The sequence below is a fragment of the Clostridium prolinivorans genome (assembly GCF_004011155.1).
In the GTDB taxonomy this organism is placed as follows: domain Bacteria; phylum Bacillota; class Clostridia; order Clostridiales; family Clostridiaceae; genus Clostridium_AT; species Clostridium_AT prolinivorans.
Genome location: NZ_RJWG01000003.1, coordinates 172,159 through 187,632 on the forward strand (window position 1 = coordinate 172,159; position 15,474 = coordinate 187,632).

Genomic DNA, 15,474 nt, shown 5'->3' on the forward strand with positions numbered 1-15,474 from the left:
TTTAAATTGTGGCTTAAGAATTTTAGTAATTAATATCTTTAATAACATCATTAATTGTCATAGCATTTTGTATAGCTTTCATAATTTTTACAGATTGTTTTGTGTCATTTAAAAGTATTGCTCCAACAAGTTTATTATCTTTAAAGAAAAGTTTTTTATAAATTTTATTTTCTTTATTTGCAGAACATAAAGTTTTTATGTTTCCTTCATTAGGATATATATCACCAGCTGTAAAAAGCTCAGTATTTATTGCATTAAACACTGTAGAATTTACAAAGTCTTTAAATATTATTTCTTCTCCAACTGCATTAGAACCTGCAATTTTACCCATTTCTATAGCTGCTGGCCAGTTTCCATAAATTTTACCATTAAGCTCTGCACTATCACCACAAGCATATATGTCTTTTATATTTGTTTCCATTTTTTCATTTACTAATATTCCACGATTAACGGAAATACCTGCTTTTTCTGCTAGAGATTTATTTGGTCTTATGCCAACTGAGAATAATATTAAATCTGCATCAATAATTTTACCAGTTTTTAATTTAAGTCCAGTTACTGATCCTTCTCCTAAAATTTCTTCAGCAGCATCGTTAGTATAGACTGTTATTCCATTTTCAGCAACTATTTGTTCAAATAAAGGAGAAGCTTCTTCATCAAGTTGAAGAGGTAATAACCTTGGAGCTAGTTCTACTACTGAAACATTTAAACCTGCATTTTTCATTTCCCATGCAGCTTCAAGTCCTAAAAGACCGCCGCCGACAATTACAGCATTTTTAGCATTTTTCATTTCTTTTTTAATATTTTCAGCATCTTCAATATCTCTTAAAACATATACTCCTTTATTTTCAAATCCTTTAAGTGGGGGAATAAAGTTACTTGCACCTGTTGCAAGAATTAATTTATCATAACTTAATTCTTTGCCATTGTTTAAAGTAACTGTTTTTTTATCTTTATTTATAGATTCAACTTTTACTCCAAGAGTTACATTTATGTTATTTTTATCATACCAATCCTCAGGAGTTACAAAGAAATTTTTATCTAAAATATCTTTATTTAAGTAGTCTGAAAGTTGAGGACGATAATAAGTTAAAACTTTGTCATTTGAAATTATATTTATTTCTGCTTCAGAATTTCTTTTTCTTATAGAATCTGCAGCATAATAGCCTGATATACCATTTCCAACTATAACGTATTTTTCTTTTTTATTTTGTTTAAATTTTATTTCTTCTCTTTTTACTTCTATAAATTGGTCTTTTCCTGCACCACAAGCAGGACAAACCTCAGGGGCTTCTTCTGATTCAAATTCTTCTCCACAGACAATACACTTCCAAATTTTCAAGTTAGATTTTTTTGATGGTTTAACTCCATTATTTGTATTTTCTTTTATTTTAATAGCTACACTTTCACCAAACTTATAGGCTTTTAAAAGATCTTCTTCACTTGGCTTAAAGTTTATTTTAAGTCCAGGAGTTATAATATTCATTCTTAAAGATTTAAGTCTTGCTTCAATATTAGGTACAGCCTCGCCACTCCATCCAAAAGAACCAAAAGCTGCGGATATTTTGCCTCCATGTACTAATGGGTTCATAGAAGTTAAAATATCAAGTATAGGTTTTAAAGCATCTCCATTTATTGTTGGAGAGCCAAAGAGTACGGCATCTGCCCAATATATTTTATCTAGTATTTCTTCTTGTTTATGATAAATTACATTGTAAATGTCGATAATTGCATCGCTTATTTTCGACTTTATTCCCTGGGCAATTTTGTTAGCAATTTCTTCAGTGAATCCATAAGCAGAGACATAAGGAATAACGACTCTGGCTTTTTTATCTTGAGGAGCAGTTTCAGTACTCCATTTTCGATAAATATCTTTATAAAAGTCTATATTACCTCTAAGTATTGGTCCATGACCTGTGCATATTGTGTCTATTTTAAAATCTTTAATTTTATCTAAAGCTTTTAAAACATAGGGTTTAAATGGTCCCATTATGCAATCATAGTAATATTTTAAAGCATCCATATATTCATTTTGCTTTTCTTTTGGAATTAAATCAACAAACATATCTTCAAAACAATAGTGGCTTCCAAAAGAATCACAAGTCATTAACGTATTATCTTCTTCTATATATGTGTATATAGAATCAGGCCAATGAAGAAATGGAGCATCAATAAATCTTAATGTTTTATTTCCAAGACTTAAAGTATCATTATTTTTTACTACTATAGATTCAAAAGGTCTGTTTGCTATTTGCTTTAAAAATCTTATAGCAGTGGCAGAACCAACTATTTTAGCATTTTTTGCATAATCTAAAAGTTTTGCTACGGAGCCTGCGTGATCTGGTTCTGTATGTTCTATTACTATATAAGCTATTTCATCAAAATTAACATTTAAAGATTTTAATCTTTCGATATATTGATCAAAAGTATTTTCCTTTACTGTTTCAAATAAAGCCGTTTTTTCACTTCCTTTTACAACATATGAATTATAAGTTGTGCCATAAGGAGTATACATTACTATGTCAAAAATTTTAAGATCTGGGTCTAAAGAACCTACCCAATATATGTCTTTTTTTACTTCTAGTGCTTTCATTATATTAAATCACCTTTCTTTCCAATAAATTTCATTATTACTATGACTATTAATTAACAATAATTATTTATGAATTAATTATATTATATAAAAATATAATTTTCAATAAAATTTAATATATTTAGTATGTCTAATTTATATGTGTAATATTGAAAGTTAGAAAAATGTTTTAAAAATAACAAATATTTTTTAAAGCTATTTTTGCTTAAAGAAAAAACTCGAGATTATGTCCCGAGTTTTCTATTTATTATTTAGTATATAGTTTTCTATTTGTGAAATTATTATTAGCTTTACTTGATATTTTTGTTATTAGCATGCAATATTTAAAGTATCATTTGCATTAATTTTATAATCTTTACCATATACAGATAATATCAAATCTTTAGAACTTTCGTTTGATATTATTATATTTTCTTTAGTTACATTGACTTTTAATAATGTACCTCTAAACATGATTTTAAAAGAAAATGATTGCCAGTGTTTTGGTATGAATGGATTTAGATGAAGTTTATCATTTCTAACTCTCATACCTCCAAAGCCTTGCACAACTGACATCCAAGTTCCAGCCATACTTGTTATATGGCATCCATCTTTTGTATCATTGTTATAGTTATCTAAATCAAGCCTTGAAGTTCTTAAATACATTTCATAAGCTTTATCATGCATTCCAAGTTTTGAAGCTAAAATGGAATGAACACATGGTGATAAAGAAGATTCGTGTACTGTCCTAGGCTCGTAAAATTCAAAGTTTCTTCTTATAGTTTCATCATCATATAAATGTTCTAAGAAATATAAACCTTGAAGTACATCGGCTTGTTTTATAAAACAAGAACGCAATATTCTATCCCAAGACCATTTTTGATTTAAAGGTCTATCTTCTTCGCTTAATTCTGACACAAGACGTTGTTCTTTATCCATATAACCTTCTTGCTGCAGAAATATTCCAAGCTCTTCATCTACAGGATAAAACATATTTTTTATAATATCTTTCCATTTAATGATTTCTTCTTCTTTAAGATCAAGTTTGTTAATCAATTCATTATATCTATCAGGTTCATTATTTTTTAAATAATCTATAACTTCTAAAGTATATTCCATTGTCCATGAAGCTATTCTATTGGTGTACCAATTATTATTTACATTATTTTCATATTCATTTGGGCCTGTAACTCCATGAATTACATATTTACCTTTTCTAGGAGCGTAGTGAACTCTTTCTTCCCAAAATCTTGATATTTCAACAAGAACTTCAAATCCGTATTGACCTAAATAAGATTTATCTCCAGTATAATTTACATAATTGTATATAGCATATGCTATTGCTCCGTTTCTGTGAATTTCTTCAAAAGTTATCTCCCATTCATTATGACATTCTTCACCATTCATTGTAACCATTGGGTACAATGCACCTTTTTTAAAACCAAGCTTTCTAGCATTTTCTTTAGCTTTTTCAAGGTGTTTATATCTATAAATTAATAAATTTCTAGCTACCTTTTGATCAGAAGTAGATAAATAAAAAGGCAGACAGTAGGCCTCTGTATCCCAATATGTGCTTCCTCCATATTTTTCACCAGTAAAACCTTTAGGACCTATATTTAAACGTTCATCTTCACCAGTATAGGTTTGATTAAGCTGAAATATATTAAATCTGATTCCTTGTTGTGCAGCAGTATCTCCTTCAATAACTATATCACTTTCCAACCATTTGTTTTCCCAAACTTTAATATGATTTTTTAAAAGATTTTCAAAGCCTTCATTATAGGCTTTTGTTAATATTTCTTTACCATAAGGAACTAAATTTTTTAAAGAGTGATCTCGTGAAGTTACATTAGAAACATATTTATAAACAACAATTTCTTTTCCTTCTTCAGCATGAATTTTTAGAGTATTTGAAACAAATTTTTCCTTTTTATCTATTTTTATTTCATCTTTTATTAAATTTCCATCTTTAAATACATCAAATTTCATTGAAGAGGAAAGATGAAAATCAAGTTTTTTTGTTTTTATAACTAAAGTTGAAATATCTGACGATGGAATAATTTCAACTTCTTCCCAAAATTTTTCATCATAATTTGAGTCTTCATTTATAACATCACCATCTAAATAAGGTGTTATTATAATTTCTCCAGAAAAATTAACAGGAGTTATAGAATATTTTATAGCACCAATTTCAGGATATACTGCACTTAAAAATCTTAAACTTTCTACATTTACTGTATTTCCATTAGATAAAGTAGCTGTAAAAGTTCTTTTTAAGTAAGCTTCTTTCATATTTAAAACTCTTTTAAAATTTTTCACTTTGGCTTTAGCTAAATCTAAAGTTTCACCGTTTATAACTATGTCTATGCCTATCCAATTTGTTGAATTTAAAACTTTAGCAAAATATTCAGGATATCCATTTTTCCACCAGCCTACTCTTGTTTTATCAGGATAATAAACTCCAGCCATATAACTACCTTGAAGAGAATCACCACTATATTTTTCTTCAAAATTTGCCCTTTGTCCCATATGACCATTTCCTAAGCTAAATACACTTTCTGCAACTCTATTTTCTTCAGGAGAAAAATTTTCCTCGATTATATTCCATTCATCAATTTTAAAATATTGTTTCATAATATTTACATCTTCCTTTCATAAAATAAAATTAAATATAGACAAGCGTTTGCATAAAGATTATAAATTTAAGGTTAGTTAAATCAAACTAACCAAAGTTTCTCTATTGTCATATCTTCAAAAGATGGTATGACTAAATCAGCTTTATTTAATATTTCAGGGGAACCAACACCTATGCTGTGCATACCAGCATTTATAGCTGCCTCTATTCCTGCTTGTGCATCTTCAAATACTACACAATATTTTGGATCTATATTTAATTCTTGAGCACCTTTAAGAAAAACTTCAGGATTAGGTTTAGCATGAGTTATTTTAGTTCCATCTATTATTGCATCAAAATAGTGTGTTATACCTGTTTTTTCTAATATTAATTTTGAATTTTTGCTTACAGAACCAAGAGCTATTTTAATATTATTTTCTTTTAAAGAGTTTAAAAAACTTATTACCCCTGGGAGTATCTCTGAAGAATCCATTTTAGATATATACTCTACATACCAATTATTTTTTTTCTCTGCAAGTTTTTCTTTTGTTTTATCATCAAAAGAAAGACCTCCAATTTCTAAAAGTATATCTAAGGATTTCATTCGGCTTACACCTTTAAGTCTTTCGTTTTGTTCTTTAGTAAATTCAAAGCCTAATTCTTCTGCTAATCTTTTCCAAGCGAGATAATGGTATTTTGCGGTGTCTACTATAACTCCGTCTAAATCAAATAAACAAGCTTTTACATCTTTCAATTAAAACCCTCCCACAGTTTTTTATATAATTTATAAAACTTTAATAAAAGCGTAAACTCAAAATAAATAAATAAAAATATTTTGAGTAAACATAGATAAAAGCATAATATACCTTAATGTAAAGTATATCATAAAAGAATGTAAAGGTTAATAAAAATTTTAAATACAGGTCTATTTTTAAACAAATGAATAAAGAAATATATATTTGATTTAGAAAACTATACAAAAATATTTATTTAAATGCTTCTGTATAATTTTTTATTTTATGCATAAAATAAAAAAGTGTTAACGGAGGATGAGAAAATGAAAAATAAAGAATTTATGAAAAAAATATATAAAAAATTTTCTGATTTTGTTTCTGTAGCTTCAGCTAGAGAACTTGAATATTTTGTATTAGATTCAAAATTTACTTCAAGTTTTAATTATAGAATGAAAAAAATTATACAAGAAATAAAAAAAGAAAAAAATGAGGATATAGAATTTAGTATACTTTTCAACACAAACGGAGAAATAGCAGTAATAGATGCAAATATATTAGGTAAGCATATTGGAAACAATTATAACATAAAAATAGAAGAGTACTATAAAAATGCAGCTTTAAATAAAATAATAAAGGATGTGATAAATGGCAGTGAAAAATCTCAAAAGGATTTTGTAACTATTTCTTACTCTATTTTGTATCATACTTTGCAATCCATTTATAGTGAAATAAAATGCAAAAAAGATATTGTGGATAAGTACAAAAGAGATTATTTTCTAACAGAATATAAGGGGGAAGATATTGGAGCTGTTATTGCATGTATTTTGATTTTGGAAGATATTTGCAAGTACATAAGAATAAAAGAAAGCTTAATTGTACAAGTGATAAATGATACTGTATTAAATAAAAAAATATAGTCATTATTATTGTGGATTCGACACAATTCACAATAATATATATAAAATATGTAATCAAAATCCATATAATTTTGTAACTAATGGAACTAATGTGATTTACATGTCATATTATGGGTACAAGAAATTTGATAACATTTTCATAAAACGACAATGTTTTTATGTTAATAATGTTAATATTGTGGTAAAGAGTTATTCAGGGGGTGAAGAAATGTTCTATGTAGCTGATTTTAAAATAGTAAAAAATAATCCACATATGTTAATAGTTAATGTTAATAATGTGGACAAGTTTATTTCTAAATAAAAATTATAAAGTATACATAGAACAAAATGTTATGATGATAGTTGAAAATATGATTAGAAATGAAGTATGTGAAGATATGAAGAGAAACTATTTTTATAGGCTTACAAGAAATACTGTTTCTCTTACTTTAGGTGGAGATGAAATGAAAGTTCAATCTTATGGAATTGAAATAGAAAGACAAGATGTTGTAAATGGATCCATAGTAAATATTGAAAGAGATTGTGTTGAAAGTATAAGTCCACATAGACATAAAGTACATAATCTCCTAAAGCTTTTATATGATAGAGGCGTTTCGCCAATACATCTTATAGATGTTTTAGGTGAGTATATAGATGAATATATTGTAGATTTTGATGATGCTTTAAAAGAAATATCTGCTTATTAAAAAAGAGGTGAGTTTTCCTCTTTTTTATTTTTTACTATTATTAAAAAAATTTTAGTGGTAAAATATAAGTACCAATATAAATTAGGGGTGAATTTAATGATAATTGGTGTCGGAGTAGATATAGTAGAGATAAGAAGAATAAAGGAAGCTTTAGATAAAAATGATAAATTTATGGATAAGTTATTTACCAAAGAAGAAATCGAATATTTAAAAAGCAGAAATTTAAGACCAGAGTATATAGCTGGAAGATTTGCTGCTAAAGAAGCTGTTTCTAAAGCTTTAGGTACAGGTTTTAGAGGATTTGATTTTAAAGATATAGTAATAGATAGAACAGCATTAGGAAAACCTATTGTTGTACTTAAAGGTAAAGCTAAACTTTTAATACAAAAATACGGGGAATGCAAAATACATATAAGTATAAGTCATGGAGAAGATAATGCTATTGCTTATGCTTTAATCGAAAGTAATTCAAATGAAGGTGAAGGAAATGAAAATAGCTTCTAGTTCTATAACAAGAGAAGTTGACAAATTTTGTATAGAAGTTTTGAAAATACCCGGCATTGTTTTGATGGAAAATGCAGCCCTTAAAATAATTAAAAATATAGATTTTGATTGTTATAAAAGTTTTTTAGTTTTATGTGGAATTGGGAACAACGGTGGAGATGGTTTTGCAGTAGCTAGACATCTTTTTTCAATTAATAAAAATATAGAAGTATTTTTTATAGGTTCAGAAGATAAAATGACTTCTGATTGCAGAACAAATTATAATATTTTAAAAAATATGGGATTGAAAATTAATAAAGTAAATAATTTAGAAGATGCCAATGAATTAAAAGAGGTAGCAACACGTTGTGATATGTGTATAGATGCCTTATTTGGAACAGGAATTACAAGAAATATAGAAGGTATATATGATTTAGCCATAACTATAATAAATGAAAATAGTAAATTTACTTTATCTATAGATATACCCTCAGGGCTTAACGGGGATACTGGAGAAGTTATGGGAAACTGCATAAAATCAAATAAAACAGTTACTTTTCAGTATTATAAAAGAGGTTTTTTAAATTATGGAAATGATAAATACACAGGAGAAATTATTGTAGAAGATATTGGAATTCCAAAATTTGTAGAAGATAAATTTTATAATAAAGAATTTATTGTAGATAAAACTCTTATAAAAAATAGTATTAAAATTAGAGATAAATATTCTCATAAAGGAGATTATGGAAGAGTATTAATTATTGCAGGGTCAAAAGGTTTTACTGGAGCTTCATATATATGCACTGAAGCAGCAGTAAGAAGCGGAGCAGGTCTTGTTACTTTAGCATGTAATGAAGAAATACAAGATATTTTAAGTTCTAAGCTTATAGAAGCTATGACCATATCTTATAATGATGAAATTAAACTTAAAGAATTAATACAAAAAAGCAATGCTATTGCTATAGGTCCTGGACTTGGGAATAATACAAAAACTTTTGAAATTCTAAAATATGTGCTATTAAATGCTAAATGCCCTGTAATTATAGACGCAGATGGAATAAATGTGCTAAAAGACAACCTTTATATTTTAAAAAACAAAAAATGTAAAGTTATAATAACTCCTCATGTAGGAGAGATGTCAAGAATAACAGGTCTTGAAACAGAATATATAAATAAACATAGAATAGAGGTTTCTAAAAAATTAGCACAAGATTATGGAATTATAGTGTTATTAAAAGGATATAATACTGTAATAACTGATGGAGAATATATATTTATAAATTCAACTGGAAATAGTTCTATGGCTTCAGGTGGTATGGGAGATTGTTTAACTGGCATTATAGCATCTTTTGCAGCTCAAAAATATGAGCCTTTAAAAGCTACATATATTTCTGCATTTATACATGGATATGCTGGAGAAAATCTTTCTGAAGATATGTTTTGTGTAAATGCAAGTCATCTTTTAGAAAGTATTCCTTATATAATAAAAGAAATTCAAAATAATTGAAATGAAATTTTAATTAAAGAATATTAATAAAATAATAAGAATAGTATTAATATTGAAGTACATTTAAGTTTGGAGGCTGCCATGAGAAAAAAAATATTAATACTATTTTCTCTGATGCTTATTTTTCCTATAGTATTTGGATCTTGCATAAAAAAAAATAAAAGCCCTGAGGAAGTAGTTAATTTTTTAAAAGATTTAAACACATATACATCAGATTTTAAAATGGAAATAAAAAATGATAAACAAGTAATAACTTACGAAGGGAAACATTACTATGATAAAAATTTAGGTCATGTGATGAAACTTGGTGAAGATAAAATTTTTGTTTATAAAGAGGACAAGATATATGCTAATGATATAAAAAATAATGTTAAATATACTGTTGATAAAGAATTTGATGAAGGTTTTATATATACTTTTATTGAAAAATACATTGAACTTTTATATACTAATGAAGAAATAAAATATGATTTTAAAGAAATAGATGGAAAAAAATATCAAATTATAAAACTTATTATTCCAACTTCAAATAAAGAAATTGATAATGCACAAATGTATGTTAATCTTGAAAACTATATACCTGAATATATTTTCATATATGATGAAAAAAACAATGAAAAAATTAAGGTAACCTATAAAAACTTTGAAGTTAATCCAAAGCTTAATAAAAATCTATTTCAAACGGAGAATAAATGAAATAATTTTATAATAATATTTAAGCACAAAAGATAGGAGGCAAAGTTTTGTTTAAGCATTTAAGACCAGTATGGGCAGAAGTAAATTTAGATAATTTAGCACATAATATGAGAGAAATAAGGAAAATTTCTAAAAGTAAAGATATTATAGCAGTTATTAAAGCAGATGGTTATGGGCATGGAGCTTTAGATATAGCACCAACACTTTTAGAAAATGGAGCTACAAAAATTGCTGTAGCAGTTTTAAATGAAGCTATAGAATTAAGACGGGGAGGAATTAAAGCACCTATAATTATTTTAGGGTTTACTCCTCCAAGCCTTATAGATATGCTTTTACGATATGATATAGAACAGACAGTTTATTCTTATGAGTTAGCTAAAGAAATATCTAATATGGCTCAAAAGAAAAATAAAAAGGCAAAAATACATATTGCATTAGATACAGGAATGGGCAGAATAGGATTTTTGCCTAATGATGAAAGTATAGAGGATGTATATAAAATAAGTAAACTGCCAAATATAATTATAGAAGGTCTTTATTCCCATTTTTCTACTGCAGATGAAGAAGATAAAACTTATACAGAACTTCAATTAAAAAAATTTAATGAATTTTATGATAAATTAATTAAAAAAGGCATTAAAATAAATATTAGACATATTGCCAATAGTGCTGCTATAATTGATTTGCCTAAATCACATTTTGAAGCAGTAAGACCTGGAGTAATACTTTATGGTTATTATCCTTCTGAAGAAGTAAGCAGAGAAAAAATAAATTTAAAACCTGTAATGAGTTTAAAAACTAATATTGTTCACATAAAAAAACTTCCAGCTGGAGAATATATAGGATATGGAAGAAAATTTAAAACAAATAGAGAAAGTATTATAGCTACCCTTCCTGTAGGTTATGCAGATGGATATACTAGATTTTTATTTGAAAAAGCAAAGGTAATTATAAATGGAAGCTTTGCTCCGGTAGTAGGACGAATTTGTATGGATCAATGTATGGTCGATGTTACAGATATAAAAAATGTACAGCTTGGAGATGAAGTTATACTTTTAGGAGAAAAAGATAATTTAAAATTTGATGCAGATGATATAGCAAAATTAATAGGAACTATAAACTATGAAGTAACTTGCATGATAAGTAAAAGGGTACCTAGAGTGTATTTAAAGTCTGGAAAAGTTATAAAAATTAGAAATTATATTTAATTATTTTTTAAGTTGTGTTATAATGCTATTATGCCTAAGAATGGGGAAATATCAATAATTTGCTTTGACATATTTTAATATTTTAAATTATAATAATTTTAAATTATAATAATATAGTACATATTTGTGCACTTTTATATAAGTTAATATATTTTAGTGCTGCAAATTATTAACAATTATGTTACTTTTCGATAAGTACTTAGTATACGGATTTTTAGGAGGCGTTTTTCCCATGGCAGGTTCAAAAAAACTGGTGGTTAATCTTAATGAAACACTGTATAATGAATTTAATAAAGCCCTTGAAGAAGATTGCAAAAAAAGAAGTGAATTTATTCGTGATGCTATAATAGTATATATTGAGGAGAAAAAAAGACTTAGTTTAATGGACAGTATGAGAAAGGGATATATGGAAATGGCTCAATTAAATCTTGAAATAGCAGAAATGGGCTTTGCAAATGATGTTGATGAATTAAAAAAGTATGAAGCGAAGCTAGCGGAGAGTGATTTTCCTAATGACAACGATAGTGAAAAGAGGAGATATATTTTATGCTGATTTAAGCCCAGTAGTAGGCTCAGAACAAGGAGGAATAAGGCCAGTCATCGTTATACAAAATGATGTTGGCAATAAGTACAGTCCAACAGTAATTGTAGCAGCAATTACTTCACAGATAAATAAAGCTAAACTTCCAACTCATGTTGAAATCTCCTCAGAAGAGTATGGTTTAAACAAAGATTCAGTAGTATTGCTTGAGCAAATAAGAACTTTGGATAAAAAAAGACTTAAAGAAAAAATAGGGCATATGACAGACAAAGACATGAAAATGGTAGATGAAGCACTTTCCATAAGTGTTGGGTTACAATAGGGGGCTTTATAAGCTCCCTATATTTGGTTGTTTTTAAATATACAAAAGAGGAGGTATTAAATGAAGCAATATATAGAAGATATATTGTATGCACTTAAATTATCAATATATTATTTTATAGGTTCTTTTATATTTGGAATTATAATAGGGCTTATTTTATATGGATTTGATTTTATAAACGTAATGCTTTGGGGATGTAGATTATCTCAAATAGTATCTGTATTTGGCTTATCTATATCAGCAATATCTTTTGTAAAATGGGATTTAATGAGACCTCTTAATTATCAAAAAACTTGGGAAACATATTTTCATAAATTAAATTTATCTCATGTTATATTTATAATATCAATCTCTATTTTAGCTTTTTCTTTTATAGTTGATTACTTTGTAAGGCCAATTCCTTCTTTTTAAAAAATATGTAAGTGAGGAGGTTTTTATGAGAAAATTTAAAGAATACATATTTATAACAATAGGTTTTATGCTAGTAGCACTTTCTCTTAGACTTTTCCTAGTACCAAATAAAATAGCAGCAGGAGGGGTTTCTGGAATAGCTATAATACTAAATAGTATTTTCCCTTTTTTAAATGTTGGTATGATAATGCTTGGCATAGATGCCGTATTATTTATAATAGCTTTTGCAGTAATAGGGAATAAATTTGGTGCAAAAAGTATATATGCAAGCTTAGGTATATCATTAACTATATGGTTAACAGATAATCTTAAAATTTTTGATAAAGCTATTACAAATGATTTACTTCTTGCATCTATATTTGGGACTTTACTCTCTGGTATAGGTATGGCTATAGTTTTTAATCAAAATGCTTCTACTGGAGGAACAGACATAATTGCTAAAATATTAAATAAATTTTTTCATATAGATATAGGCAAAGCTATTTTAATTGTTGATTTTATTGTAACTTTATTTGCAGGTATTACTTTTGGTACAAATATAGCACTGTATTCTTTACTTTGTGTTATAATGAATGGTTTTGTTATAGATAATGTAATTGAAGGTGTAAATACTTGTAAAGAGGTTATAGTTGTAAGTACAAAAATAGATGAAATAAGCAATTATATAATTAATGAATTAGATAGAGGATGTACTATTTTTAAAGGAAAAGGTGGATTCACTAAAAAAGACACAAATATTTTATATACTGTGTTATATAGAAAACAGTTTATAAAGCTTAAAAAATTTATTAAAGATGTGGATAATAAAGCTTTTATAACAGTAAGTGAAACTCATGAAGTTTTAGGAGAAGGATTTAAAGATATACTTGGAGATGAATAAAAAAATAGCCACAAATTTTAGTGCTTTTCGTTTTTTAGATATTAAGTTTAACGGAAAAGCTTGATTTGTGGCTATTTTATTTTTTGTCTAATTTTGCACACTAAGATTAAAATGATAATATTTTAGGTTTAAATATAGAAATAGAGTATATATTAGATTAGAGCATGTAGGAGATTATTATTTAGTTTTCATATTAGATATATAAAAGTAAATACTTCCTTTAAAAAATGTTAATTGTTTATTTTAGTATTATTATGTTATAATAAAAAAGTGAAATATGTATTTTTGTGTATAAATTTTGTATATAAATATGAAATAGAGGGAGATGCAGTAATGATTGAATTTAAAAATGTAACCAAAATATATGACAATAATGTGACTGCTCTTAAAGATATTAATATAAAAATTGAAAAAGGAGAATTTGTTTTTTTAGTAGGATCCAGTGGCGCAGGAAAATCCACATTTATAAAAATGATTTTAAAAGAAGTAGAACCTACTAAAGGCTCAATAATTTTAAATGATAATATAGATATAACAAAATTAAAAAGAAGACAGATTCCATACTATAGAAGAAAAATAGGTGTGGTTTTTCAAGATTTTAGATTAATTCCTACTTTAAATGTTTATGAAAATGTGGCTTTTGCTATGAGAGTCACAGAGGCATCAGAAAAAGAAATAAGAAAAAGAGTACCTATGATGCTTTCACTTGTAGGCCTTTCTGACAAATATAAATCCCTACCAAGTATGCTCTCTGGAGGAGAACAACAAAGAGTTTCTTTAGCAAGAGCTATAGTAAATAATCCATCTATTTTAATTGCGGACGAGCCTACTGGTAATCTTGATCCAGATACATCCATGGAAATTATGGAAATATTAAGTGATATTAATCGTGCAGGGACTACTATAATTATGGCTACCCATGCTAAAGAAATAGTAGACATTATGAAAAAGAGAGTTATAGCAATTGAAAAAGGTGTAATATCAAGAGATGAGCAGAGGGGAGCATATGGGTATGAAGATTAATACATTTGTTAATTTTATAAGTGATGCAGCTAAAAGTTTAAAAAGAAACAAGACTATAAGCATAGCTTCTGCGGCAACTGTTGCAGCAACTTTGTTTATACTTGGAACATTTTTACTTGTTATACAAAACATAAATCAAGTTATGAGTGAAATGGAATCTAAAGTAGAAATAAAAATAATTTTAAAAGATGATATAAAACTTGATGAACAAAAGGCTATTGAAAATAAATTAAAAAATACATCAAGTGTTACGAGTGTTGAATATGAAAGCAAATCTCAAGCACTTGAAAATTTAAAAAGCAGATTTGGAAAACAGTATGAATCAGCTTTAGAAGGTCTTGAAAAAGAAAATCCACTCCCAGCATCTTACATAGTTAAAGTAGAAAAACCTGAATTAATATCTCAAGTAGTAAAAGATATAGAAGGTATGGCTGGAATTGAAACAATAAAAGACGCTAAAGAAGTAGTAGATAAAATTATAACATTTAGTAATGCTATAAGATGGATAGGAATTATTATATTTGTGATACTTATAGGAGTTTCTTTATTCCTTATAGGCAATACTATAAAACTTACTGTATATTCTAGAAGAAAAGAGATTAATATAATGAAATATATTGGTGCTACAGATTGGTTCATAAGATGGCCTTTTATATTGGAAGGTATGTTTATAGGTATACTAGGAGCTATTGTTGCAGACCTTTTACTCTATTATGGATATAAATTTGTTTTTATAAAAATGTCTGCACAAATTATGATGATACCACTTATAAATCCAGCTTATGTATATAGCGTTATACTAGGGGAATTTATTCTTGGGGGGATTTTTATAGGAATAGTTGGTAGTATAATGGCAATTAGAAAATTTTTAGTAGTTTAA

At 26.9% G+C, this 15,474-nt stretch carries 15 protein-coding genes; 12 read left to right on the plus strand and 3 right to left on the minus strand.

What is annotated here, in order from left to right; genetic code table 11:
* Positions 1-22 precede the first annotated feature (22 nt).
* The 3 genes from EGD97_RS04950 to pgmB form a co-directional block, all read right to left on the minus strand.
* Positions 23-2,593, minus strand: coding sequence for an FAD-dependent oxidoreductase (locus EGD97_RS04950; protein WP_078682773.1), 2,571 nt, complete (start codon positions 2,591-2,593; stop codon positions 23-25).
* Between the two features lie 309 nt (positions 2,594-2,902).
* Positions 2,903-5,206 (minus strand): glycoside hydrolase family 65 protein, encoded by a 2,304-nt coding sequence (locus EGD97_RS04955; protein WP_127836628.1) that lies wholly within the window; start codon positions 5,204-5,206, stop codon positions 2,903-2,905.
* 83 nt (positions 5,207-5,289) lie between these two features.
* Positions 5,290-5,940 (minus strand): beta-phosphoglucomutase, encoded by a 651-nt coding sequence (gene pgmB / locus EGD97_RS04960; protein WP_078682771.1) that lies wholly within the window; start codon positions 5,938-5,940, stop codon positions 5,290-5,292.
* Positions 5,941-6,243: 303 nt separating this feature from the next.
* Between pgmB and EGD97_RS04965 the strand changes: the two genes are divergently transcribed.
* From EGD97_RS04965 to ftsX, 12 genes are all read left to right on the plus strand, one after another.
* Positions 6,244-6,837 (plus strand): hypothetical protein, encoded by a 594-nt coding sequence (locus tag EGD97_RS04965; RefSeq protein ID WP_127836629.1) that lies wholly within the window; start codon positions 6,244-6,246, stop codon positions 6,835-6,837.
* A 332-nt stretch (positions 6,838-7,169) separates the two neighbouring features.
* The gene (locus EGD97_RS04970) at positions 7,170-7,523 is read left to right on the plus strand and encodes a DUF6514 family protein (RefSeq protein ID WP_323052675.1); all 354 of its coding nucleotides are present in this window, start codon (positions 7,170-7,172) and stop codon (positions 7,521-7,523) included.
* A gap of 96 nt (positions 7,524-7,619) precedes the next feature.
* On the plus strand, positions 7,620-8,027 hold the full coding sequence (gene acpS, locus EGD97_RS04975; protein WP_127836630.1) for a holo-ACP synthase: 408 nt from the start codon (positions 7,620-7,622) through the stop codon (positions 8,025-8,027).
* Positions 8,011-9,513 (plus strand): NAD(P)H-hydrate dehydratase, encoded by a 1,503-nt coding sequence (locus tag EGD97_RS04980; protein ID WP_127836665.1) that lies wholly within the window; start codon positions 8,011-8,013, stop codon positions 9,511-9,513. Before acpS ends, EGD97_RS04980 begins: the two co-directional genes overlap by 17 nt.
* Before the next feature lie 81 nt (positions 9,514-9,594).
* Positions 9,595-10,209 (plus strand): germination lipoprotein GerS-related protein, encoded by a 615-nt coding sequence (locus EGD97_RS04985; protein WP_127836631.1) that lies wholly within the window; start codon positions 9,595-9,597, stop codon positions 10,207-10,209.
* A 47-nt stretch (positions 10,210-10,256) separates the two neighbouring features.
* Entirely contained in the window at positions 10,257-11,417 is a 1,161-nt protein-coding gene (gene alr / locus EGD97_RS04990) for an alanine racemase (protein WP_127836632.1), read from the plus strand.
* Between the two features lie 232 nt (positions 11,418-11,649).
* Positions 11,650-11,970, plus strand: a complete 321-nt coding sequence (locus EGD97_RS04995; protein WP_078682765.1) for a CopG family ribbon-helix-helix protein — start codon at positions 11,650-11,652, stop codon at positions 11,968-11,970.
* Positions 11,930-12,280, plus strand: a complete 351-nt coding sequence (locus EGD97_RS05000) for a type II toxin-antitoxin system PemK/MazF family toxin (RefSeq protein WP_078682764.1) — start codon at positions 11,930-11,932, stop codon at positions 12,278-12,280. Before EGD97_RS04995 ends, EGD97_RS05000 begins: the two co-directional genes overlap by 41 nt.
* 60 nt (positions 12,281-12,340) lie before the next feature.
* Complete coding sequence (locus EGD97_RS05005) at positions 12,341-12,691, plus strand: hypothetical protein (RefSeq protein WP_078682763.1); 351 nt, start codon at positions 12,341-12,343, stop codon at positions 12,689-12,691.
* Between the two features lie 25 nt (positions 12,692-12,716).
* The gene (locus EGD97_RS05010) at positions 12,717-13,571 is read left to right on the plus strand and encodes a YitT family protein (protein ID WP_078682762.1); all 855 of its coding nucleotides are present in this window, start codon (positions 12,717-12,719) and stop codon (positions 13,569-13,571) included.
* Positions 13,572-13,904: 333 nt separating this feature from the next.
* On the plus strand, positions 13,905-14,594 hold the full coding sequence (ftsE, locus tag EGD97_RS05015; RefSeq protein ID WP_127836633.1) for a cell division ATP-binding protein FtsE: 690 nt from the start codon (positions 13,905-13,907) through the stop codon (positions 14,592-14,594).
* The gene (ftsX, locus tag EGD97_RS05020; RefSeq protein ID WP_127836634.1) at positions 14,584-15,474 is read left to right on the plus strand and encodes a permease-like cell division protein FtsX; all 891 of its coding nucleotides are present in this window, start codon (positions 14,584-14,586) and stop codon (positions 15,472-15,474) included. Before ftsE ends, ftsX begins: the two co-directional genes overlap by 11 nt.

Coding starts and splice junctions, on each gene's coding strand:
- EGD97_RS04950 (WP_078682773.1), bottom strand. CDS start 2,593: ATGAAAGCACTAGAAGTAAAAAAAGACATATATTGGGTAGGTTCTTTA.
- EGD97_RS04955 (WP_127836628.1), bottom strand. CDS start 5,206: ATGAAACAATATTTTAAAATTGATGAATGGAATATAATCGAGGAAAAT.
- EGD97_RS04965 (WP_127836629.1), top strand. CDS start 6,244: ATGAAAAATAAAGAATTTATGAAAAAAATATATAAAAAATTTTCTGAT.
- EGD97_RS04970 (WP_323052675.1), top strand. CDS start 7,170: ATGATGATAGTTGAAAATATGATTAGAAATGAAGTATGTGAAGATATG.
- acpS (WP_127836630.1), top strand. CDS start 7,620: ATGATAATTGGTGTCGGAGTAGATATAGTAGAGATAAGAAGAATAAAG.
- EGD97_RS04980 (WP_127836665.1), top strand. CDS start 8,011: ATGAAAATAGCTTCTAGTTCTATAACAAGAGAAGTTGACAAATTTTGT.
- EGD97_RS04985 (WP_127836631.1), top strand. CDS start 9,595: ATGAGAAAAAAAATATTAATACTATTTTCTCTGATGCTTATTTTTCCT.
- EGD97_RS04995 (WP_078682765.1), top strand. CDS start 11,650: ATGGCAGGTTCAAAAAAACTGGTGGTTAATCTTAATGAAACACTGTAT.
- EGD97_RS05000 (WP_078682764.1), top strand. CDS start 11,930: ATGACAACGATAGTGAAAAGAGGAGATATATTTTATGCTGATTTAAGC.
- EGD97_RS05005 (WP_078682763.1), top strand. CDS start 12,341: ATGAAGCAATATATAGAAGATATATTGTATGCACTTAAATTATCAATA.
- EGD97_RS05010 (WP_078682762.1), top strand. CDS start 12,717: ATGAGAAAATTTAAAGAATACATATTTATAACAATAGGTTTTATGCTA.
- ftsE (WP_127836633.1), top strand. CDS start 13,905: ATGATTGAATTTAAAAATGTAACCAAAATATATGACAATAATGTGACT.
- ftsX (WP_127836634.1), top strand. CDS start 14,584: ATGAAGATTAATACATTTGTTAATTTTATAAGTGATGCAGCTAAAAGT.